Here is a 21,577-nt window from a genome sequence, read left to right on the forward strand (position 1 = left end):
GTCGTTTTTTGCCGAATTGATACATTTTTTGCGGAAGTGAAACATTCGTGCTATGGGTTGGAAAAATTGTGCTACATACCGAAAACCCATGCGGCTACATTTGGCTAAACCAAAAACCGAAAATTATGGGAAACATAGCGCAAAGGCCAACATTCAAGGCCAAGTATGACAATTTCATCGGCGGAAAATTCGTGCCGTCGGTATCGGGAGAATATTTCGACAACATCTGCCCGATAGACGGCAAAGTATTCACGAAGGCAGCGCGTTCCAGAAAGGAAGACATCGAATTGGCGCTGGATGCCGCGCACGAAGCCTTTCGGACCTGGGGAAAAACCTCGGCGGCGCATCGATCGGGAATCCTAAACAAGATTGCTGACCGGATCGAAGAGAACCTGGAATACTTGGCGGTCGTGGAAGCGATAGACAACGGGAAAGCCGTCCGGGAAACCCGTGCCGCGGACCTGGCGTTGGTCGTGGATCATTTCCGATATTTTGCCGGCGTCATCCGGGCTGAGGAAGGCAGCATCGCCGAGCACGACGAAAACACGGTAAGCATCGTATTGCACGAACCACTGGGTGTCGTGGGACAAATTATCCCGTGGAATTTCCCACTGCTGATGGCCACTTGGAAAATCGCGCCCGCATTGGCAGCCGGGAATTGTACGGTTGTCAAACCTGCCGAACAAACCCCGACATCAATCATCGTGTTGATGGAATTGTTGCAGGATATCTTGCCGCCGGGCGTGGTGAATATCGTGACGGGATTCGGCCCTGAAGCGGGAAAACCGCTTGCGCAATCAGACCGCATCGCCAAGGTGTCGTTCACCGGCGAAACCACGACCGGACGGTTGATCATGCAATACGCATCCGAAAACCTTTTGCCTGTAACCATGGAGTTGGGCGGCAAATCCCCGAACATCTTCTTCTCATCGGTGGCCGATCACGACGACGCGTTCTTCGACAAAGCCGTTGAAGGTGCCGTGTTGTTTGCCTTGAACCAAGGCGAGGTTTGTACTTGTCCGTCGCGTATTCTCGTCCAAGAAGATATTTATGACAAATTTATGTCGCGTGTAGTGGAACGCACCAAAGCCATCAGGACCGGGCATCCGCTCGACGGCGATACCATGATGGGCGCGCAGGCTTCGAACGACCAATACGAAAAGATCCAATCGTACCTCAAGATCGGCAAGGAAGAAGGCGCGGAAGTGCTCACCGGTGGCGATGTGAACAAGCTCGATGGTGAATTGGCGGGCGGCTACTACATTCAACCCACAATCTTCAAAGGCCACAATAAAATGCGGATTTTCCAGGAAGAGATTTTCGGCCCCGTGACTTGCGTGACCACGTTCAAGACAGAGGAAGAAGCCATCGAAATCGCGAACGACACGATGTACGGCCTAGGTGCCGGCGTCTGGACGCGAGATGCGCACCAGTTGTATAAAGTGCCGCGTGCCATTAAGGCCGGCCGTGTTTGGGTGAACAGCTATCACGCTTATCCGTCGCATGCGCCGTTTGGCGGCTATAAAAAGTCCGGTTTCGGGCGCGAAACGCACAAGATGATGCTGGACCATTACCGGCAGACCAAGAATATGCTGGTGTCTTACGACAAGAACAAACTGGGCTTTTTCTAAACAATTTCGAAAAGTATTTTTTAGGAGATTTTGTGGGTTTCCCGTAATCGGAATTTTCAGGATTTTGTAACTTCCGTTTAATTGGGAAGGGGATAATTGGGTATTCCCAACGGATAAAAACGGACATCGGGTTACGGGTTTCCCGTAAAAAATCCTAAAATTAATCCTGACTTGATTGTTGTTTGAATTTGATTTTAAATTTTGGTTTGCCTGGCGGTTTCTACTGCCGGGTTTTACTTTATTAATGCACCATTTCCTATGACCAACCGCGTACAGACGACGCCCGAAGCCGAATTACTCATTGCCCGATTGCAGGCCGATTTCGGTGCGTTGATGTTTCACCAGAGCGGCGGCTGTTGCGATGGTTCGCAGCCCATGTGCTTTGAAAAAGGCGACTTCAAACTTGGGATGAGCGATGTATGTCTGGGCGAGATCGCCGGTTGCGAATTCTGGATGAGTCGCGACCAGTTCGAATATTGGAAACACACGCAGCTTACCATTGACGCCGTTGACGGACGAGGATCGAGTTTCTCGCTCGAAATTCCGTACGGGAAAAGGTTTATCGTGCACTCGCGTTTGTTTACGGAAGCTGAGGCAGAAAACCTGACGCCGTTACGTTTCTTAGCGGATTGATACAACCTGGGCTGCTGTGTAGTGCGACCCGCGTTAGGGATGGCAATGGCATCCTTTTGCGAGGCCACGAGCAAAAGATAGAATGGACAGCCCGGCCGCAGGCAACGCCCTTAATTTGCCTGATGGAGCAATTGGTATTGTTTGGGCGTGATGCCTTCGTATTTCTTGAACAGCCTGATGAAATAGTTACAATCGTCGAAACCCGCTTCAAAACACACTTCGTTGATTTGCAGGTGTCGGTTTTTCAACAGTTTTTTCGCGTAACGGATTTTTTCGTTCAGCACGTACTCGATCGGGCTCACACCCAATTCCCGCTTGAACAAACGGTAGAACGACGTGGTGCTCATGCAGGCTCGGTCTGCCAGACGTTTGAGGTTGATGTCTTCGTGCAGGTGTTGCCGGATGTATTCCACGATGGGCGTGATGGCGAGGTTGCGGTTCAGATTTGACACTTCTTCGGTGGCCTTGAGCGTTTGCGTCTGGATGATCCTGACGAGCAATTCCTGCAGTGTCAAATCAGTGAGCGCGTCTTTGGTGACCGACGTGCTCATGCATTCCTTGATCAGTTTGTTGATGGTGGTCGCCAGATCTACATTATTGTAAAAGAAATAATGTTGGTGGTTGAGTTGCCAGTAGCGGTCGGTGCCTTCTTTCGGGTAGCGCTCGTTGAGGAAATTGAGCGTGTCGTTGATCTTGCCGTGGTCAATGGCCAGTGCCAGGCATTGCGTGGGGTTGTGTTTGGACGCTTCCGGAAAATCGATCTTCATTTCCACGTTGGACGGCACCACAACCGTTTCGCCGGGCAGGTATTCAAATTCCGGGTCGTCGAACAAATGCATTACTTTCTTGCCGCGCAACATGCTGGTCACGACCAAATCATTGAATTTGAGCGGCACGAGTTGCGATTCCTGGTAGGTTTCGAAAAGGTTGAGTTCGCAATGTTCCAGGTTATAGACGGTGCGGTTTTCCACCAACGTCTTGAGTGATTTTTCATGCGACAATAACGGTGCGTGGAGTAGGGATTTCCGCTCGTTCATGGCTTTTGGAATAAAGCCGTAAGATAAGGAAAACAATTAATTGAACGTTCGTTATTGCAGGATTTCTTCAATGTGTTTGCGGATGTTCGACGCGATCTTGGCAGTCGGCAGGTCATTCTCGTCGCCACCGAACGGATCTTCGATTTCCTCGGCGATCAATTCCAAGCTCGCCAGTACATAGAAGATGAAAATCACGACCGGAACCACGTAATATCCTAGTGAAAACGCGTATCCGAAGGGCAATGTCATTACGTAGAAGAAGATAAATTTCTTGAGGAACGCGCTGTAGGAATACGGGATCGGCGTGTTCTTGATGCGTTCACAAGCGCCGCAGATGTCCGTGAAGGATTGCAATTCGGCATTGAGCACGATGAGCTGGTCACCGGTGATTTTTCCGGACTGATACAACTGGTTGACTTTGTCGAACATCACCTTCGCGACCTGATTCGGCTTGTGTTTGTGGTGGTCGATCTCAAGGTCCAGCCCGTCGAAAAGTTGTTGTGCGGTTTCGGCGTTGCTCAGGTGTTCGTGCAGGATTTGGGCATAATTCGGGATCATTTTCCTGAAAAAAGCTTTGTCTTCCGGCAACATCGCGCCCACTTTTATGGCGAGGTTCCGGCTGTTGTTGACCAGTGCGCCCCACATTTTGCGGCCTTCCCACCAGCGGTCGTAAGCCGTATTGGTGCGGAAGACGAGCAACATCGAAATCACGAAGCCCAGCAAACCATGCATGACGGTAATGTTCTTTACATAGGCCGAATCGGTCAGTTGGAAATATTCCACTTCAAGCCAGCCCACAGCGCCCGAATAAGCGCCGATGGCCAACATCAACGGCCAGAGCTTTGACACAGTATCAGACCTGTGGAAACGCACGATGAATGTAAACCAGTCTTTGGTGTTGTAGGAAATCATGAAGCTAATTAATAATTAATAATGGATAATTAATAATTNATAATGCCTCGCGAATTTAAAGATTAAATCAATTCGAGAGCGAAAGATTTCCGGCGAGTTGCTTGAGGTTGATTTCCGACAATTTGGCTTGGAACTGCGCGTTTGAATGACGGATTTTTGCGTTGAGATAATTCAACTGTGCCGTGCGGTATTCGAGTGTCGTGATCGTGCCGATGCGGTATTTTTCCATCGTGATGTCGAGGTTCTGGCGGGCGATTTCCTCGTTTTTATCTTCGATATCAATTAGTTGTATATTAGTAAGATACGTTTGATAAGCGGAAGTGAGTTGTGAGTTAATGGATTGGCGTTGTTGTTCGATGGCAACCGATGAATTTTCCACTTGCAACTTTGCGATCTTTTCATTGCGTTTCTGCAGAAAACCATTGAACACATTGATCGATGCCGAAAAACCGTAGTTCAGGCCTTTAGCGTAGGATTCGCTCGTAAAACCAAGGCTCGATTTGGATTCGCTCCAGTTGTAGCCGGTGCTCACGCCAATGGTCGGGTAGCGGTTCGCCCGGACTTGCTTCAGATTGAGCTCGGCCACGCGATTGTTGATGATTTGCACCAGTAGTGCAGGATTTTGTTTTTCGGCGAGCGCCGTCAAATCGGGCAGGAGCAGGCTTTCATCGACCGTCACGGAATTGACAACACGGAAATCGGTCTTGACGTCTCGGCCCAGCAATTCGTTCAGGCGTGTTTTCACGTTGGCCAGCAATTCCTGTTGCCGCAGCAAATTGGTCTGGTCGGTATTCAGATCAACCTGCGCGTTGAGCACTTCCAGCTTTGCTGCTTTCCCGATGGTGTAGCGGTTGTCGGAAAGTGTCACCCGTTGGCGTGACAATACCATCGTAGAATCCAGCGCGGCCAATTGTTGCTGTTGTTGCACGATGTCAAAATAGGTCGTCATGACTTCGCCCACGCGTTCCAAAACGGTCAGTTTCAGTTCGGCGTCGCCCAATTTTTCAAGTTCTTTCAGTTGGTCGTATCGCGCAAACATCCTAAAACCGTCGAACACCGTCCAGCCGAGATTCGCGCCATAAGTCAGGTTCTGGTTCTTGCCGCCGTCCATCGACAATTTGTTGCCGTCGGCGCGCGTCTGGGAAATGTCCTGGATGCTGTGGTTGTCTGTTATTTGTGCGTCGATGCGTGGTAACATTCCGGCGTTGGCGGCGCTCGCATTCTGTTGGTCGATCTTCAACTCGTTCGCCGCGATCTTGATGTCGTAATTGTTTTCGAGTGCGATTTTCACGGCGTCTTCCACGGTCAGGATTTCCTGCGCAGACATGCTCGCGAAACCCGCAATCAGCAAAAGGGATAAAATGGCATTACGGTTCATGTGTGGCTGGTTTGTGGTCAAGTGCTTCTCTTTCGTATTGGTCGGCCCTGTCAAGTTCCGGACGGCGTTTCTTTTCGCGCGACCACATCATGTAAATCGCCGGGATAACGAACAGCGTCAGGATGAGCGAGAAAATCGTTCCGCCTACGATCACGACGCCCATGCCGATACGGCTCGTGGATGCCGCGCCCAACGATAGGGCAATTGGTAACGCGCCCAGTGCGATGGCCAATGACGTCATCAAGATCGGACGCAAACGCGATTCGGCGGCCTCGACGATCGCATCGTATTTGGATTTGCCTTGTTCGCGCAATTGGTTGGCGAATTCCACGATCAAGATGCCGTTTTTGGTCACGAGCCCGATGAGCATAATGGTTCCGATCTGGCTGAAGATGTTCCACGTCTGGTCGAAAAGCCAGAGCGAAAACAATGCGCCGGCAACGGCCATCGGCACGGTCAGGATGATGATTAATGGGTCGATGAAACTCTCGAACTGTGCCGCCAAGATTAAGAAAATGAGCAGCAACGCCAGTCCGAAGGCGAAGGAAGTGTTCGATGAACTTTCCACGAAATCGCGCGATTCGCCGCCGAGATCGGTCGTAAAACTTTCGTCCAGCACTTTTTCCTTGATGCGTTCCATCGCCTCGATGCCATCGCCGATGCTTTTCCCCGGCGCCAATCCGGCAGAAACGGTGGCCGACATGTAACGGTTGTTGTGATAGAGTTGCGGCGGGCTGCTTTGTTCCTCAATCGTGACCACGTTGTCCAGCTGGATGAGTTGGCCTTTGTCGCTCTTGACGAACATCGAGGTCAAATCAATGGGCGCGTCACGGTCTTTCTTGTCGAATTGCCCCATGACTTGGTATTGGCGGCCGTTCATCATGTAGTAGCCGAATCGCTGCCCGGAGAGCGACAATTGCAGCGTCTGTGCGACATCGATCACAGAAACGCCAAGGCTTTGCGCTTTCTCGCGGTCTATGGTGACGTTGATTTCGGGTTTGTTGAATTTCAGGTTGACGTCCGATGTGGAGAACGTGTCATCTTTTCCGACTTCTTCCATGAATTGCGGGAGTTTCTCACGCAACTTCTCGAAATTCGGCGCCTGGATGATGTATTGTATCGGCAAGCCACCGCGCCGGTTGACGGCAATCGTCGGTTGTTCGGAAACATTGGTCTTCGCTTCTTGGTATTGTTTGGTCCACTTGGTCAGGTTTTCGGCAATCTGTTGCTGAGATCGTTCGCGCTCATCCGGTTCCACCAAGGCCAAACGGACGCGGCCCGAGTTGACGGCTCCGGTACCGAAACCCGGCGCGGTAATGATGAGTGCGATTTTCTTTTCGGGAATCGAGTCGGTGATGAGTTGATCGAGTTCCTGCATGAACCGGTCGGTGTATTCGTACGATGCGCCTTCCGGTGCGGTGATGCCCATGGTGAGCATGCTGCGGTCGTCGTACGGCGCGGTTTCTTTCTTGAGCGTACTGAAAAACAAAACGATTAAGCCTAAACAAACCACGAGAATCGGGAAGCTGAGCCATTTCCGGCCCATGAATTTCTTGAGCGATGCGGCATAGCCTTCGTTCATCTTTACGAAATACGGCTCAGTCATCTCGTAGAACTTCGAATGTTTCTGTTGCCCGCCCTTGATCAGGTAGGCGTTGAGCATCGGCGTCAAGGTGAGCGACACAAAGGCCGATATGAGGACCGCGGCGCCAATCACGACGCCGAATTCCCGGAACAATCGGCCCACGAAACCTTCCAGGAAAATCACCGGCAGGAACACGGCGGCGAGTGTGATCGAAATCGAGATGACGGCAAAGAAAATCTCGTTCGAACCCTTGATGGCGGCCTCGATCGGCGACATGCCTTCCTCGATTTTCTTGAAGATGTTTTCGGTAACCACGATGCCGTCGTCCACGACCAGACCCGTAGCCAGTACGATGGCGAGCAATGTCAATACGTTGATGGAAAAGCCCATCGCCCACATGATAAAGAACGTCGCGATGAGCGATACCGGAATGTCGATGAGCGGCCGGAACGCGATGGCCCAATTCCGGAAGAATAAATAAATGATCAGGATGACCAGCAAAATCGAGATGCCGAGTGTTTCCACGACTTCCGTGATCGCTTTCTTGATGAACAGCGTATTGTCTATGGAAATGTTGAGTTTGATGTCTTTGGGCAAATCCTGTTGCATCTGGTCGTACTGCTTGTAGAACGCATCGGCGATATCGAGATAGTTCGTGCCCGGCTGCGGAATGATGCCCAAACCCACCATGGTCTGGCCAGATTCGGCGAGTTTGGTTTCCAGGTTTTCGGCTTCCAACGACGCTTTCCCGACATCGCTCAAAAGCACGGTTTTTTCGCCCTCGGCCTTCAGGATAATGTTGTTGAATTGTTCTTCCGTGGCCAGATTCCCTAACGTTTTGACGACAAGTTCCGTGTTCGCGCCGGTGAGTTTCCCCGATGGCAGTTCCACGTTTTGGGCTTCGAGCGCATTGCGGACGTCGGACACCGTAACGCCGTAGGACGCCATTTTGACCGGATCGATCCAGAGCCGCATCGCGTATTTGCGTTGCCCCCAGATCTGGACGCTGGATACGCCGGGAATGGTCTGCAAACGTTCGGCGATGACGTTTTCGGCATAATCAGACAATTCCAGTACGTTCTTGGTCTGGCTTTGTACGGTCATGGCAATGATCGCGTCAGAATCGGCGTCGGCTTTGGAAACCACCGGCGGCGCGTCAATATCCTGCGGCAAACTGCGCTGCGCCTGTGACACCTTGTCGCGCACATCGTTGGCGGCTTCCTCGAGGTTTTTGTCGAGGTTGAATTCAATGGTGATCTGGCTCGAACCCTGCGCGCTCGTGGACGAGATGTTCCGCACGCCGTCTATGGAGTTGATGGCTTTCTCGAGCGGTTCGGTAATCTGCGACTCGATGATATCGGCGTTCGCGCCCGCATAATTCGTCCGGACGGAAACCTGGGCAGGATCAATCGACGGAAATTCGCGTACGCCCAAAAACATGTACCCGATCACGCCGAACAAAATCAGCAACAGGTTCAAGACGATCGTCAGTACCGGACGTTTGATGCTTAGGGTTGGTAAACTCACTTAGTCAATGAATAATTGATAATTAATAATTAATAATGGGAATTGTAGCATTTATTTCTGGAGCTGTTTCCCGCTTTCCGCTATATCTTTTGCGTCACTGCGCTTTGCAAAAGGATGCCGCTGCAATCGGGGCTAGGGGATCCATCCATCAATCGACTTTCACTTTAACCGGAGTGCCGTCTTTCAAAGACATCACGCCAGTCGTCAACACCGTGTCGCCGGGTTTCAGCCCGGAAGTGATTAAAATATCCTTGTCGGTACGGGCGCCGGTTTCCACGATGATTTCCTTGGCTTTGCCATTGCTGGCCACGAATATCTTCTTGCCGTTCTGGATCGGGATCAGCGCCTGTGTCGGGACAAACAACGCATCGTTGATTTTATCCAGCGGCAACATCACGTTCGCGAATGTTCCCGGCAATAACTTCCCGTCGCGGTTGTCGGCGAGCGCGCGTACACGCAAGGTTCGGGTATCTACGTCCACCTCCGGTTCGAGCGCATAAATTTTTGCCGAGAATTTCTCCTTCGCGCCGGCCACGGTAAACGACACCGTGCTGCCGCTCTTCAGCTGTGACGAATACTTCTCGGGCACCGAAAAAGTGATCTTCACCTGCGTGTTATTCACCAATTTGGCCACCACGGTTTCCGGCGTTACATACGTTCCTTTCGAAATAGATCGCAATCCGATTCTGCCCGAAAACGGTGCGCGTACGGTGGTTTTGGCGAGTTGCGCCCCGATGAGTTGCGTCTCTGATTGTGCAGAACGGAAATCGGCGGTAGCGATGTCAAACTCTTCGCGGCTGATGGCTTCCTTATCGAGCAATAGTTTGGCGCGTCGGGCGTTCTCTGACGCCAGCCCTTGCGCGGTCTTCGCTTTGGCCAGCTGGGCGCGGAGTTCCAGATCGTTCACCTTAAACAGGACTTGGCCTTTCGACACATTCGTGCCTTCGGTAAAATTGATGTTTTCCACAATACCCGAAACTTCGCTACGTACATCAATTTGTTCATTGGCTTCTATGGAGCCGGAGAGTGAGAGCTGGTCTGAAAATTCCCGCGGTTGCAATACAATCCCGGCGACTTTCGCGGCCATTTTGTTCTTGCCTTTTTCTTTTTCGTTTTTCTTTTCGCTGCTGTTTTCCAGGATCCGGTAGCCGATGAGTGCCACCAAGGCCACGGCCAATATGTAGAAAATGTACTTGAATTTCATAGGTTTTGCTGATAAACGCAACGCAAAGCTAAGGTTTTAACAGCGGTATATTTGGCGCGTTAGTGATAATTTAACAGCCGTTTTACGCCAAATTTTTCATGGTGCGGATGCTCGTTTAGGCATCAACTGATGTAGTTCCAGATGTTTTTCTTCCTTGACAATTCAATGAAAGTGTGGCGCATTGCAGCATGGTCTGCCCGTTCCATCGTCGGGTCTTCCTTGAGGATTTTGGTGGCGATGTTCCGGGCCACTTGCAGGATTTCCCGGTCTTGGACCAAGTCCGCAATTTGAAGATTCAACACACCGCTTTGTTGGGTGCCCATCAAGTCGCCGGGACCGCGCAGCTTTAAGTCAACTTCGGCAATCTCGAAGCCATCGTTGGTGCGTACCATCGTGTCGAGGCGCGTCCGGGTATCGTTGGAAAGTTTATGCCCAGTCATCAGGATGCAATAGCTTTGTTCGGCGCCACGGCCCACGCGCCCGCGCAGCTGGTGCAATTGCGAGAGGCCAAACCTTTCGGCGCTTTCAATCACCATGACACTCGCATTCGGGACGTTGACGCCAACCTCAATAACCGTCGTGGCCACCATGATATTGGTTTTCCCTTCGGCGAAGCGCTTCATCTCGGCTTCTTTTTCTGCGGGTTTCATCTTCCCGTGGACAATCGATACCGAATATTGCGGCAGCGGAAAATCGCGTGAGATGCTTTCGTAACCGTCAATCAAGTCTTTGTAGTCCATTTTCTCCGATTCCTGGATCAGCGGATAAACGATATAGACTTGCCGGCCTTTTGCGATTTCGTCCTTCAAGAATTTCCAGACTTTCAATCGGCTGCCGTCGGTGCGGTGCACGGTCTGGATCGGTTTTCGGCCTGGCGGCAATTCGTCAATCACCGAAATGTCCAGATCGCCGTATAAACTCATCGCCAACGTACGCGGGATCGGCGTGGCGGTCATCACCAATACGTGCGGCGGAATGTCGTTCTTCTTCCATAGTTTTGAGCGTTGTTCCACCCCGAACCTATGTTGTTCATCGATTACGGCCAGCCCCAGATTCTTGAATTGCACTTTGTCTTCCAAGAGTGCGTGCGTCCCGATCAAGATGTCGAGCGAGCCGTCTTCCAAGGCTTCATGGATGATTTTCCGATCGGGCGTTTTCGTGGAACCGGTGAGCAATTTAATATTGATGCCGAGCGGTTTGGCGAGTTCGGTAAGCCCGTTGAAATGTTGCGTGGCGAGGATTTCGGTAGGCGCCATCAGACACGACTGGAAACCGTTGTCCAGCGCAATCAGCATGCTCATCAGCGCGACGATGGTTTTTCCTGACCCAACATCGCCTTGCAGCAAACGGTTCATTTGCGCGGCCTGGCCGATGTCATGCCGGATTTCCTTAACGACACGCTTCTGGGCATCGGTCAAACCAAACGGCAAATGGTGCTGGAAAAAATCGTTGAAATGTTTCCCGACGGTGGTGAACGCATTGCCTTTGATCTTGTGTTTGCGAATGAGGTTTTTCGTGATGAGTTGCAATTGGATGAAAAACAGCTCCTCGAATTTGAGCCTGAATCGCGCCTTGGCCAGCAATTCCTGACTTTTCGGAAAATGGACGTTGAACAGCGCGGCGTTTTTGGGAATGAGTTTCAGCTCGTCGATGAGATAGGGCGGAAGGGTTTCAGCGAAATTGGCCTGTGTTTCGACAAACAATTGCTGCATCATCTTGCTGACCACGCGGTTGCTCACGCCCCGATTGCCAAGTGTTTCCGTGGACGGATAAACCGGCTGCATGGCCGTGCGGAGATTTTGCTTGTGTTCTTCAAGCGCTTCCATTTCCGGATGCGGCATGCTGAATACGCCGTTGAACCAATTGACCTTGCCGAAGATGACCATCGGCATATTGGGTTTCAGGCTTTCCTTGATCCATTTGTGGCCTTGAAACCAAACCAGTTCCATTTGGCCGGTATCGTCGATAAACGTGGCCACGAGCCTTTTTCCGCGCTGCTGCTCGACGGTTTTGATGTTCACTACTTTCCCTACAATCTGGACTTCGGCGGAATGGTTCGGGCGCAGTTCGTTGACCTTGTAGTATTTCGTACGGTCAATGTAGCGGTTCGGAAAAAAATGCAGCAAATCGCGGTATGTGCCGATGCCCAACTCGCGACGCAGCAAATCACCGCGGGCAGGGCCGACGCCTTTGAGGAATTCGATGGATGTGTCGAGCAGGTTGGACATTCGAGTACTTTGGATGTGGAAAAGCGAGGCTTTTGAAAACCAATTTTCCGACGCACACGAAGATAAAGTTAAATTTACAAATGTGAAATGCGGGAAAACCGTAATTTGTATATTTGGCTGGATTGTAAATTTGGGTGTAAACCCCAAAGGTTTTCAAAACCTTTGGGGTTTGGCCCGCAACCCGCAAACATGCAGCAAGATTCCAACAACCGCCGCCCCATCGCTTCCCGAGAAGCCAATTGGGCAAAGAGAACAGCCGCTTGGCTCGCGGCGCGCAATGTCAGCCCAAACGCCATTTCTTTGTTGAGTATCGTGTTCGCCGGGTTGTCCTTGCTGGCATTCAGGGCATATACCATGACATGGTATTCTTGCTTTGTGCCGCAGGAAGATTGGAAAAATGTCATTTGTATGGTGTTGGCGATTGTTTTCATCCAGTTGCGGTTGCTGATGAACATGCTCGATGGCATGGTGGCCGTGGAATTCAATCGGAAATCCATCTACGGCGGGTTGTACAACGAAATCCCTGATCGCGTCTCGGACACGCTTACTTTGATTGGTGTTGGTTTTACGGTTAGCTCATTCGAGTACGGCTGGACGCTCACATGGCTGGCCGTTTTCCTTTCTGTAATGACGGCTTACATCCGTACCTTGGGTGCCTCGCTGGGCACCGGGCATTTTTTCTCGGGCCCAATGGCCAAGCCGCACCGCATGGCCTTGTTGTGCGCGGGCTGCATCGTCGCCATTTTCTGGCCGCCGGTGTTTTACTATTTGTTGGCGGCCATGAACATCGGTTTGCTGATTACGTGTTACCGCCGCACGGCCAAAGTGGTCGCCACACTTAAAAACATGAACCGATGATGGACAAGATTTTTCGTTTTGATTTTATACAGAACAATGACCTTCTAATGGTTGTCGCGCTCATTTTCGGGATATTGGTTTTTGCGACGGTATTATTTTTCATCCTCGGAAAGTTAAAACCCCAGGCCAACTTGTCCGAACTGAAAGCGCGCACCAAATCCTGGTGGTTCATGGCGACACTTTTCATCGGCGCCACACTTATAAATGCGACCATTTCCTACATCGCCATCGGGTTGTTGTCGTTTTTTGCGTTCCGTGAAATGTACTCGGTGTTGGATTTCCGCGGCTCGGACAGACGTGCCATCTTTTGGGCTTTCCTGTCGATCCCGATCCAATACTATCTGGCGTACATTGGCTGGTACGGCGCGTACATCATTTTCATTCCGGTCGTGATGTTCTTGTTTCTGCCGATGCGGCTCGTCCTCAAAGGCGACACCGACAACATCATCCAATCGATGTCGAAACTGCATTGGGTGTTAATGCTTACCGTGTTCGGCATCAGCCACATGGCGTACCTTTTGTCGCTCAAGGAAATTCCCGGCTTTGATGCGGGCGGACGTGGATTGTTGCTGTTCCTAGTTTTCCTGACCGAGATCAACGACGTGATGCAGTTCACCTGGGGCAAGTTGCTCGGACGGCATAAAATCGTCCCGAAAGTCAGCCCGAACAAGACTTGGGAAGGATTCATCGGCGGGATTATTTCTACTACGATCATCGGCTATTTCCTGGCATTTCTCACACCGCTAACCCCGATGCAAGCCACTTTCGTGAGTTTTATGCTGGCCATTTCCGGATTCATTGGCGATATTGTGATGTCATCGGTTAAACGCGATATCGGCATAAAAGACATGGGCAATACCATTCCCGGACACGGCGGCGTGCTGGACCGGATCGATTCGTTGGCGTACACCGCGCCGGTATTTTTCCACTTGGTTTACTACATGGCGTACTGATGCAAAAAATCTGTCTTCAATTCACGTTCGGTTTCCTGCTGCGCCCGTTTTTGCGCTGGTTCGTAGGCGTGAGGTTTTGCGATACCGATTTCCTTTCGGCGGAAAAGCAGTTTATCATCGTGGCGAACCACAACAGCCATCTGGACACCATGACGATTATGGCTTCTTTGCCCCGAAACATCATCCACAAAGTAAAGCCCGTGGCCGCCGCAGACCATTTCGGCAAAACCAAACGCAAGGAAAAACTGAGCAACTTCTTCATCAATACGCTGCTTATCCAACGCCGGCGCGACAAGGAAAACCCGGAGAACGACCCGATCCACAAAATGATCAAGGCGCTCGACGACGGTTTTTCGCTCATCATTTTCCCCGAAGGTACGCGCGGCGAACCCGAAGTGCAACAGCCGCTCAAACCGGGCGTGGCGCTCGTGCTCTCGCAACGGCCTCACATCAAATACATTCCGGCCTACATGAAAGGCATGGGCAAGGCGATGCCCAAAGACGATGGCCTGATCGTGCCGCACAATGCATCGCTGGTGTTCGGCGACCCGACAACCGTTGCCACGACCGACGTGGACGGCATCCTGCAACAAATCGCGGCCGATTTCGACAGACTCAAAAACTTTTAACTGATGCGTTACCTCTTGATTTTATTGTTTCTGCTCCCAAAAGTTGGCTCCGGGCAGGCCGCGCGCAATGTCGATTTCAAGACCTGTGAGGCGACGATAGGCATTGACTTCGACTCCCGGACAGTATCTGGGCACGTGAGCTACACTTTTGAAGTACTTTCCAAGACGGACACCATCAAAATAGATGCGGTGAACATGCAGTTCCGGCAGGTTGAGATCAATGGCAAGCCGGTAAAGTACAAGGCCACAGCAAAAACACTTGATTTATTTACAGGCTTCAGGAAAGGCAAAAACATCGTGTATCTCAACTACACGGCTACCCCAAAGCAAACATTGTATTTCTTTGGAGAACGGCCTGATGAACAAATCTGGACACAAGGCCAGGGCAAATACACCAGCCATTGGTTGCCGAGTTTCGACGACGTCAACGAGAAAGTGGTTTTCAATCTTTCCGTAACCTACGACAAGGATTTTACGGTAATTTCAAATGGCGTGCTCAAAGGCAAAACGGAAACTGCCGCACAAACCCAATGGCAATATGAAATGCGGCAACCGATGTCGTCCTATCTGGTCATGCTCGCTATCGGGAAATTCGCCAAGCGCACGGAAACTGCGGCTTCGGGTATTGCACTTGAACAATATTATGGCGTCGGCGATGACGCTAGGGTAGAACCGACCTATCGGTATTCCAAACAGATTTTTGATTTCCTGGAAGGTGAAATCGGCGTGGCTTATCCGTGGCAGATATACAAACAAGTGCCGGTGCGCGACTTTCTATATGCCGGCATGGAAAATACTTCGGCCACGACTTTCTCACAGGATTTCGTCGTGGACAGCATCGGTTTTAACGACAAGAATTACGTCAATGTCAATGCACACGAATTGGCGCACCAATGGTTCGGCGATTTGGTAACGGCCAAGTCGGGCAAGCACCATTGGCTCCAGGAAGGTTTTGCGACCTACTACGCCTTGCTGGCCGAACGCGCGGTTTTCGGCGATGATTACTTCTACGAAGCTTTGTACGACATGGCGGAAGAACTCCAGCAGGCGAGCAAGTCAGACACGATTCCGGTGTTGAACGAAAAGGCGAGTGCGCTGACATTCTATAAGAAAGGCGCTTGGGCATTGCATGTTTTGCGGGAAAGTATCGGTGCCGACAATTTCCGTTTGGCGGTCAAAAATTACTTGGAGAAATACAGGTTCAGGAATGTGGACACCGATGAATTCCTGGCCGAAATTGCGAAGGTGTCCAACTACGATTTGTTGGATTTCCGCAAGCGTTGGCTAGAAAACCCAAAATTCGAAATTGGAGAAGCCGTGGCGTTGCTCCGAAAAAATGCGGCTATCGGAGAATTGCTCAACATGGGCCAGCCGCCGTATGAGCCAGCGCAATGGCCCGATGTCGTCGCTATGTACACAGACCGGATGATACGCCCCGGACATTCCCGGATCAAACAGGAATCGTTGTATGATTTCGCCGCCCAGCATGGCAACAAGCCGTTCGAAGACAAAATTTTGGTGTATCGTGCGGCGTTGGCCACCGGCGATCTGAAAGTTCGTCAGGTCGTGGCGCAGACCATCGGGAAATTCCCGGAATCGTTCTATCCCGAGTATGTGACATTGCTCGACGACAAGTCCTATATCACGCAGGAAATCGCTGCAGGCACGCTTTGGAAATTGTTTCCAGACAAACGAAAGGAACTCCTCGACAAAACCAAAGGCCGCGTCGGGTTCAACGACAAAAACCTGCGTATTCAATGGTTGACGATGGCGCTCGCCTTAAAAGAGTACGAGCCGTCGGAAAAAGTAACTTATTACGACGAGTTGTTCGGTTACACGACGCCACGGTTTGAAAGTTCCGTTCGGCAAAACGCGTTGCAAAACCTGATTTACCTATCGGCTGGCGATACGAACATGCTCAAGGCGTTGGTTAATCCGTTGGTACATCATAAGTGGCAGTTTCAGAAGTTCGCCCGTGAAAAAATCCGGGAATTCCTCAAACACGACCAGCCGCGGAAATTCTACGAAAAATTGCTTCCGGAGTTGCCGGAGAATGAAGGTGTCCAACTCCGGCGTTTACTCGATGAAAAGTAACTTTTAGTCAACAGCGCGTTGTTTTTGGCGGGAAAAATATATTTTTATGTAAAAATATTGCTGCTATGAAAAACAAGCTTTTATTCTGCTCTTTTTTGGCCTTAGTGCTTTTCTCCTGTAACCCAAGTGACGACAATGGTTCGTCCATTACAGATGAACAATTTGCTGAGAACTTCGGGCCTTCCGTATCACGCGATTTCATCGGACAGATCGTCGATAACGACAACCACGCCATCAGCGGCGCAACGGTATCCATTGGCAGTCAATCGGTGCAGACAGACGCCAACGGAATCTTCATCCTTAATGACGCCAGCGTTCACGAAAAATTCGCCTTCGTCAAGGTCACAAAAACGGGCTTCATCGACGGTTCGCGTGCAATGGTGCCAACTTCTGGAAAGAACAATGTCAAAATCATGCTGATTCCAATCACTCCGGTTGCTACGGTGAGTTCGGGTGAAACTACCGACGTCGATTTGCCCAATGGTACCAAAGTGACTTTTGACGGCGCGTTCCAGACCGAAGACGGCGCAAGCTACACAGGCGATGTCAACGTATCGATGTACCATCTGGAAACTTCGAATGAAAATCTGCAGTACTTGATGCCGGGCATGCTTTACGCAAAAGGCGAAGACAACCAGCCCAAGGTGCTCGAGACTTTCGGGATGCTCAACGTCGAGTTGCGCGGCAGTGCAGGGCAGAAGCTACAGATTAAATCCGGGCACAATGCCGGAATCTCGATGAAGATTGACGATTCGCAGATGGCGACCGCGCCGCAATCCATTCCGATTTGGCATTTTGATGAAACGGTAGGCTACTGGAAACAGGAAGGAACAGCGACCAAGCAAGGCAACGCTTATGTGGGCGAAGTGTCGCATTTTTCTTGGTGGAATTGCGATCAATTTGATACACCGGCATTTGTGAACATTACTTTGACAAACTCTGACGGTGTTGCATTGGCCAATGTTGGCGTCGGATTGGATGCGACGGGTTTGCAATCGGCGATGCAGATTACCGATCAAAACGGACAGGTCAATGGCGCCGTTCCTGCCGGACAGACTTTAATGATGAAAATATACGACACTTGCGGAAATATTACTTTTTCTCAGCAAATAGGTCCATTCTCCGGAAATGCCTCGCAAAATGTCGTAATTGATTCGTCGGAAGCATTATCGACTGTCGTCAGTGGAAAATTAGTGACGTGTGACGGAGGCGTGGTTGAAAATGGATACGTGTGTATGGAAAATGGCATGCGCACATCATTCGCTATCCTTTCGGAAGGAAACTTCACGTTTACGACTTTAGTATGCGGTCCAGACGAAAATTTTGACCTGATAGGATATGATGCCGACAATGTGCAAACGACTGGTCGCCTGAGTTATGCATTCAATGAAGGCAATACCAACGTAGGAAGTTTACCGGTTTGTTCCGCAATCGACGAATTTTTGGTTTATACGGTCGACAATATGCCGGCTAATTTTATCTACGGTAATATTCAAACGCAATTCGACAATAGTTTCGCCCTGAGTATTTTTGGCGATGTTGGAGAAGGCAAGCGGCTTATCATTGACGGCTATACAACGCAACCAGGCGTTTATACCGGGTCGGAGTTTAGGTTTAATTGCGATCAATATTATCCGGCGCTTGACTATGTTCACACAAGGAGTTTTTGGAACGAAAACAACTTGCCTGGGGTGGCCACGGTGCACTTGAATAAATTTGGCGCAGTTGGCGATTATATCGACGTCACATTTTCGATTACTGCAAATTCGTCGAGTGGTCCGATAACGCTAGAAGGTTATGCACATGTAAAACGAGATAACTGACACGAATGCTATAAGAAACTTTTCACTTCATTCTTGATGAATGCCAGTGCCGTAATGCTCGGCGCAGGGTTTTCGAAAGCATCGCGCAATACGGTTTCGCGGAGTTTGTTGGCGTCTGTTACTTCAGGGTTCAACGCGGTTTTGCGAAGGAGTTGGATGGTGGCATTTTTGGACGTCGTGATGATGCCCCAGCAATCGTCGCTCAGGTAAATCTGTTGGGTAAGGTTGTGCTCGTATTCCTGTTCAATCTGCGCCACGACGAAATTCACATAATCGTTCTTATCTTCTGAAATCGGGGCAATCCGGATCAGTAATTTCGCCGGGTCGATGCGTTCCATGAAGAGCGCCATCCGTTCGTACGCCTGCAGCCTGATGGGCAAGGCTTCTTTCTGGTTGCGACGTGCGAGTGCAAAATGTCTGCGTCTTTCTTCGTTTTTGGTGAACATGTGGAAGAAGTAGTAGGCCACCGCGCCGGTAATCAGCGCTGGAAGGCAGAAAAATAGAAGTTCAATGATTTTGTCGGTGCTCATGGTGTTTGATATTGTAGGTCGTTGTGTCGGTTTCTGTAAAATCAGCCACAAAAATAAACGTCTGGCGTAAAAAACAACACAAAATTCTGATAAGATTTCAGGATAGTAATGTCCCGATGGAATACACAGCGATAAACCATCGAATTACGGGAAAACCGTAACCCGTTTTCGGTAAGAAATCCTTACTTTTGGGGTTTTCAAAAAACGTATGCAACAACATATCGGCAAGCTCAACGAAGCCCAGCAACAGCCTGTCCTGCAGAAGGAAGGCCCGATGATCATCATTGCCGGCGCCGGATCGGGCAAGACGCGCGTACTGACCATCAGGATTGCGTGGCTCATGCACCAGGGCGTCGATCCGTTCAACATCTTGGCGCTCACGTTCACCAACAAGGCGGCGCGCGAAATGAAGAACCGCATCGCCGAGATCGTGGGTTCCAACGAAGCCAAGAATTTATGGATGGGCACATTCCACTCGGTTTTTGCGCGCATCCTCAGGGCCGAAGCCGACAAACTCGGATATCCGTCCAACTTCACCATATACGACACGCAGGATTCCGTCCGGCTCATTACGGCCATCATCAAGGAAATGCAACTCGACAAAGACGTGTACAAACCCAAGCAGGTGTATGGCCGGATTTCGTCTTACAAGAACAACCTCATCACGGTCAAGGCCTATTTCAACAACCCAGAATTGCTGGAAGCCGATGCCATGTCCAAAAAGCCGCGGCTGGGTGAAATCTATGCGAACTATGTGGAACGCTGCTTCAAGTCGGGAGCAATGGATTTCGATGATTTGCTCTTGAAGACCAACGAACTCCTCAATACGCATCCGGAGGTTTTGCAGAAATACCAGAACCGCTTCAAGTATATTTTGGTGGACGAGTATCAGGACACGAACCATTCGCAGTATTTGATTGTGCGCGCGTTGTCCGACCGTTTCCAGAACATCTGTGTCGTGGGCGACGATGCGCAATCGATTTACGCGTTCCGCGGCGCAAACATCAACAACATCCTGAATTTCCAGAAAGATTACCCGGACGCGAAACTCTATCGGTTGGAACAGAATTACCGTTCCACCAAGAATATCGTCGAGGCCGCCAATTCCATCATCGACAAGAACAAAGTCAAGCTCGACAAAGTGGTTTGGACGGCCAATGATTTCGGGCCGAAGATCAAAGTACACCGTTCGGTCACCGACGCCGAGGAAGGCCGTTTCGTGGCCGCGACCATCTGGGAAACCAAGATGAACCAGCAATTGAACAACGGCCATTTCGCGATTTTGTACCGTACCAACGCACAATCGCGTGCCATGGAAGACGCGCTGCGCAAACGCGATATCCCGTACCGGATTTACGGCGGATTGTCGTTTTACCAACGCAAGGAAATCAAGGACGTATTGTGTTATTTGCGACTGGTCATCAACCCGAAAGACGAGGAAGCACTCGTGCGCGTGATCAATTTCCCGGCGCGCGGCATCGGCGACACGACCGTCGAAAAACTGACGATCGCGGCCAACCATTACAAGCGCTCGATTTTCGAAGTCATGGAAAACATCGACAAGATCGATCTCAAACTGAATTCGGGCACGAAAAATAAATTGAAGGATTTCGTGACCATGATACGGAGTTTCCAGGTCATCGAGGAAAAACACGACGCCTTCTACATCGCCGATCATGTCACCAAGAAGACCGGTCTTGTACAAGAACTGAAGAAAGACGCGACGCCCGAAGGCATTGCCCGCATCGAGAACATCGAGGAATTGCTCAACGGTATCAAGGATTTTACAGAAGGACAAAAAGAAGTCGCCGATGCGCGTGGTTCGTTGTCTGAATTCCTGGAAGATGTGGCGCTCGCGACCGATCTGGACAAAGACACCGGCGATGACGACCGGGTGGCGCTAATGACGATCCACCTCGCGAAAGGACTTGAATTCCCGCACGTGTTCGTTGTGGGCATGGAAGAAGATTTGTTTCCGAGTGCCATGAGCATGAATACCCGCGCCGAACTGGAGGAAGAACGCAGGTTGTTTTATGTGGCTTTGACGCGCGCGGAACAGCAGGCTTATCTAACTTATGCGCAATCGCGTTACCGCTGGGGCAAACTCACCGACAGCGAACCGTCGCGCTTCATCGAGGAAATAGACGACCAATACCTGGAATATCTCACGCCGGAGGAAAGCAACTACCGTTTCCGGCCGATGCTCAACACGGATATTTTCGGCGATGTAGACAAATCCAAACTGCGGTTGTCGAAGCCCGTGAGTTCCGCGCCGCCGAAATGGGTAACGGAAAACCAACCGAAACCGCCGGCCGACATCAGGCGTTTGAAACCCGTAGGGACGAAAGCGCCGGGCGGTGGCAACCTATTCGACGACAAACTCACCGTGGGCAACATCGTCATGCACGAGCGCTTCGGCAAGGGCGAAATCACAGGGCTAGAAGGTGTGGGCGCAGACCGCAAGGCCGAAATCAAATTCGAGGTCGGCGGCATCAAGAAATTGCTGCTTCGTTTTGCGAGGCTTGAAATCATTCAATAAATTGATAACTGGTGAT

The 21,577-nt window shown here is 50.7% G+C and carries 15 protein-coding genes; 8 read left to right on the forward strand and 7 right to left on the reverse strand.

What is annotated here, in order from left to right; translation table 11 throughout:
* Positions 1-125: 125 nt before the first annotated feature.
* Entirely contained in the window at positions 126-1,631 is a 1,506-nt protein-coding gene (locus ACM9J1_RS01800; RefSeq protein WP_415580159.1) for an aldehyde dehydrogenase family protein, read from the forward strand.
* Positions 1,632-1,889: 258 nt separating this feature from the next.
* Complete coding sequence (locus ACM9J1_RS01805) at positions 1,890-2,264, forward strand: DUF779 domain-containing protein (RefSeq protein ID WP_415580161.1); 375 nt, start codon at positions 1,890-1,892, stop codon at positions 2,262-2,264.
* A 110-nt stretch (positions 2,265-2,374) separates the two neighbouring features.
* Here the strand turns inward: ACM9J1_RS01805 and ACM9J1_RS01810 are convergent, their stop codons facing one another.
* The 6 genes from ACM9J1_RS01810 to recG form a co-directional block, all read right to left on the reverse strand.
* Positions 2,375-3,301 carry an AraC family transcriptional regulator gene (locus ACM9J1_RS01810; protein WP_415580162.1) on the reverse strand — a complete coding sequence of 309 codons (927 nt, stop codon included), beginning with the start codon at positions 3,299-3,301 and terminating at the stop codon, positions 2,375-2,377.
* A 51-nt stretch (positions 3,302-3,352) separates the two neighbouring features.
* Positions 3,353-4,213 carry a bestrophin family protein gene (locus tag ACM9J1_RS01815; RefSeq protein ID WP_415580163.1) on the reverse strand — a complete coding sequence of 287 codons (861 nt, stop codon included), beginning with the start codon at positions 4,211-4,213 and terminating at the stop codon, positions 3,353-3,355.
* A 67-nt stretch (positions 4,214-4,280) separates the two neighbouring features.
* Positions 4,281-5,591: a TolC family protein gene (locus ACM9J1_RS01820; protein ID WP_415580164.1), complete on the reverse strand. Its 1,311-nt coding sequence runs from the start codon at positions 5,589-5,591 to the stop codon at positions 4,281-4,283.
* The gene (locus tag ACM9J1_RS01825; RefSeq protein WP_415580165.1) at positions 5,581-8,703 is read right to left on the reverse strand and encodes an efflux RND transporter permease subunit; all 3,123 of its coding nucleotides are present in this window, start codon (positions 8,701-8,703) and stop codon (positions 5,581-5,583) included. Before ACM9J1_RS01825 ends, ACM9J1_RS01820 begins: the two co-directional genes overlap by 11 nt.
* 148 nt (positions 8,704-8,851) lie before the next feature.
* Entirely contained in the window at positions 8,852-9,907 is a 1,056-nt protein-coding gene (locus ACM9J1_RS01830) for an efflux RND transporter periplasmic adaptor subunit (protein ID WP_415580167.1), read from the reverse strand.
* Between the two features lie 122 nt (positions 9,908-10,029).
* A complete protein-coding gene (recG, locus tag ACM9J1_RS01835; RefSeq protein WP_415580168.1) occupies positions 10,030-12,135 on the reverse strand; it encodes an ATP-dependent DNA helicase RecG in 2,106 nt (701 codons plus the stop codon).
* A gap of 189 nt (positions 12,136-12,324) precedes the next feature.
* Here recG and ACM9J1_RS01840 point away from each other — a divergent pair, with 189 nt between their 5' ends.
* The 5 genes from ACM9J1_RS01840 to ACM9J1_RS01860 all read left to right on the forward strand — a co-directional run bounded on the left by ACM9J1_RS01840 (position 12,325) and on the right by ACM9J1_RS01860 (position 18,492).
* Positions 12,325-12,993, forward strand: a complete 669-nt coding sequence (locus ACM9J1_RS01840) for a CDP-alcohol phosphatidyltransferase family protein (RefSeq protein ID WP_415580170.1) — start codon at positions 12,325-12,327, stop codon at positions 12,991-12,993.
* Entirely contained in the window at positions 12,990-13,946 is a 957-nt protein-coding gene (locus ACM9J1_RS01845; protein WP_415580171.1) for a phosphatidate cytidylyltransferase, read from the forward strand. The genes ACM9J1_RS01840 and ACM9J1_RS01845 overlap by 4 nt, the downstream gene beginning before the upstream one ends.
* Positions 13,946-14,575 (forward strand): lysophospholipid acyltransferase family protein, encoded by a 630-nt coding sequence (locus ACM9J1_RS01850; RefSeq protein WP_415580172.1) that lies wholly within the window; start codon positions 13,946-13,948, stop codon positions 14,573-14,575. The genes ACM9J1_RS01845 and ACM9J1_RS01850 overlap by 1 nt, the downstream gene beginning before the upstream one ends.
* Positions 14,576-14,578: 3 nt before the next feature.
* Positions 14,579-16,669 carry a M1 family metallopeptidase gene (locus ACM9J1_RS01855; protein ID WP_415580173.1) on the forward strand — a complete coding sequence of 697 codons (2,091 nt, stop codon included), beginning with the start codon at positions 14,579-14,581 and terminating at the stop codon, positions 16,667-16,669.
* A gap of 65 nt (positions 16,670-16,734) precedes the next feature.
* Entirely contained in the window at positions 16,735-18,492 is a 1,758-nt protein-coding gene (locus ACM9J1_RS01860; RefSeq protein WP_415580174.1) for a hypothetical protein, read from the forward strand.
* A gap of 8 nt (positions 18,493-18,500) precedes the next feature.
* Here the strand turns inward: ACM9J1_RS01860 and ACM9J1_RS01865 are convergent, their stop codons facing one another.
* Positions 18,501-19,022, reverse strand: a complete 522-nt coding sequence (locus ACM9J1_RS01865; protein ID WP_415580175.1) for a DUF7935 family protein — start codon at positions 19,020-19,022, stop codon at positions 18,501-18,503.
* A gap of 208 nt (positions 19,023-19,230) precedes the next feature.
* Between ACM9J1_RS01865 and ACM9J1_RS01870 the strand changes: the two genes are divergently transcribed.
* Positions 19,231-21,561 (forward strand): ATP-dependent helicase, encoded by a 2,331-nt coding sequence (locus ACM9J1_RS01870; RefSeq protein WP_415580176.1) that lies wholly within the window; start codon positions 19,231-19,233, stop codon positions 21,559-21,561.
* Positions 21,562-21,577 lie beyond the last annotated feature (16 nt).

The organism is Flavobacterium longum, from assembly GCF_965137575.1.
GTDB classification, from domain to species: domain Bacteria; phylum Bacteroidota; class Bacteroidia; order Flavobacteriales; family Flavobacteriaceae; genus Flavobacterium; species Flavobacterium longum.

Excerpts from the sequence above, each read along its gene's own strand:
- ACM9J1_RS01870 (WP_415580176.1), top strand. The coding sequence starts at position 19,231 with ATGCAACAACATATCGGCAAGCTCAACGAAGCCCAGCAACAGCCTGTC.
- ACM9J1_RS01830 (WP_415580167.1), bottom strand. The coding sequence starts at position 9,907 with ATGAAATTCAAGTACATTTTCTACATATTGGCCGTGGCCTTGGTGGCA.
- ACM9J1_RS01815 (WP_415580163.1), bottom strand. The coding sequence starts at position 4,213 with ATGATTTCCTACAACACCAAAGACTGGTTTACATTCATCGTGCGTTTC.
- ACM9J1_RS01840 (WP_415580170.1), top strand. The coding sequence starts at position 12,325 with ATGCAGCAAGATTCCAACAACCGCCGCCCCATCGCTTCCCGAGAAGCC.
- ACM9J1_RS01800 (WP_415580159.1), top strand. The coding sequence starts at position 126 with ATGGGAAACATAGCGCAAAGGCCAACATTCAAGGCCAAGTATGACAAT.
- recG (WP_415580168.1), bottom strand. The coding sequence starts at position 12,135 with ATGTCCAACCTGCTCGACACATCCATCGAATTCCTCAAAGGCGTCGGC.
- ACM9J1_RS01860 (WP_415580174.1), top strand. The coding sequence starts at position 16,735 with ATGAAAAACAAGCTTTTATTCTGCTCTTTTTTGGCCTTAGTGCTTTTC.
- ACM9J1_RS01810 (WP_415580162.1), bottom strand. The coding sequence starts at position 3,301 with ATGAACGAGCGGAAATCCCTACTCCACGCACCGTTATTGTCGCATGAA.
- ACM9J1_RS01820 (WP_415580164.1), bottom strand. The coding sequence starts at position 5,591 with ATGAACCGTAATGCCATTTTATCCCTTTTGCTGATTGCGGGTTTCGCG.
- ACM9J1_RS01850 (WP_415580172.1), top strand. The coding sequence starts at position 13,946 with ATGCAAAAAATCTGTCTTCAATTCACGTTCGGTTTCCTGCTGCGCCCG.
- ACM9J1_RS01865 (WP_415580175.1), bottom strand. The coding sequence starts at position 19,022 with ATGAGCACCGACAAAATCATTGAACTTCTATTTTTCTGCCTTCCAGCG.
- ACM9J1_RS01845 (WP_415580171.1), top strand. The coding sequence starts at position 12,990 with ATGATGGACAAGATTTTTCGTTTTGATTTTATACAGAACAATGACCTT.
- ACM9J1_RS01855 (WP_415580173.1), top strand. The coding sequence starts at position 14,579 with ATGCGTTACCTCTTGATTTTATTGTTTCTGCTCCCAAAAGTTGGCTCC.
- ACM9J1_RS01805 (WP_415580161.1), top strand. The coding sequence starts at position 1,890 with ATGACCAACCGCGTACAGACGACGCCCGAAGCCGAATTACTCATTGCC.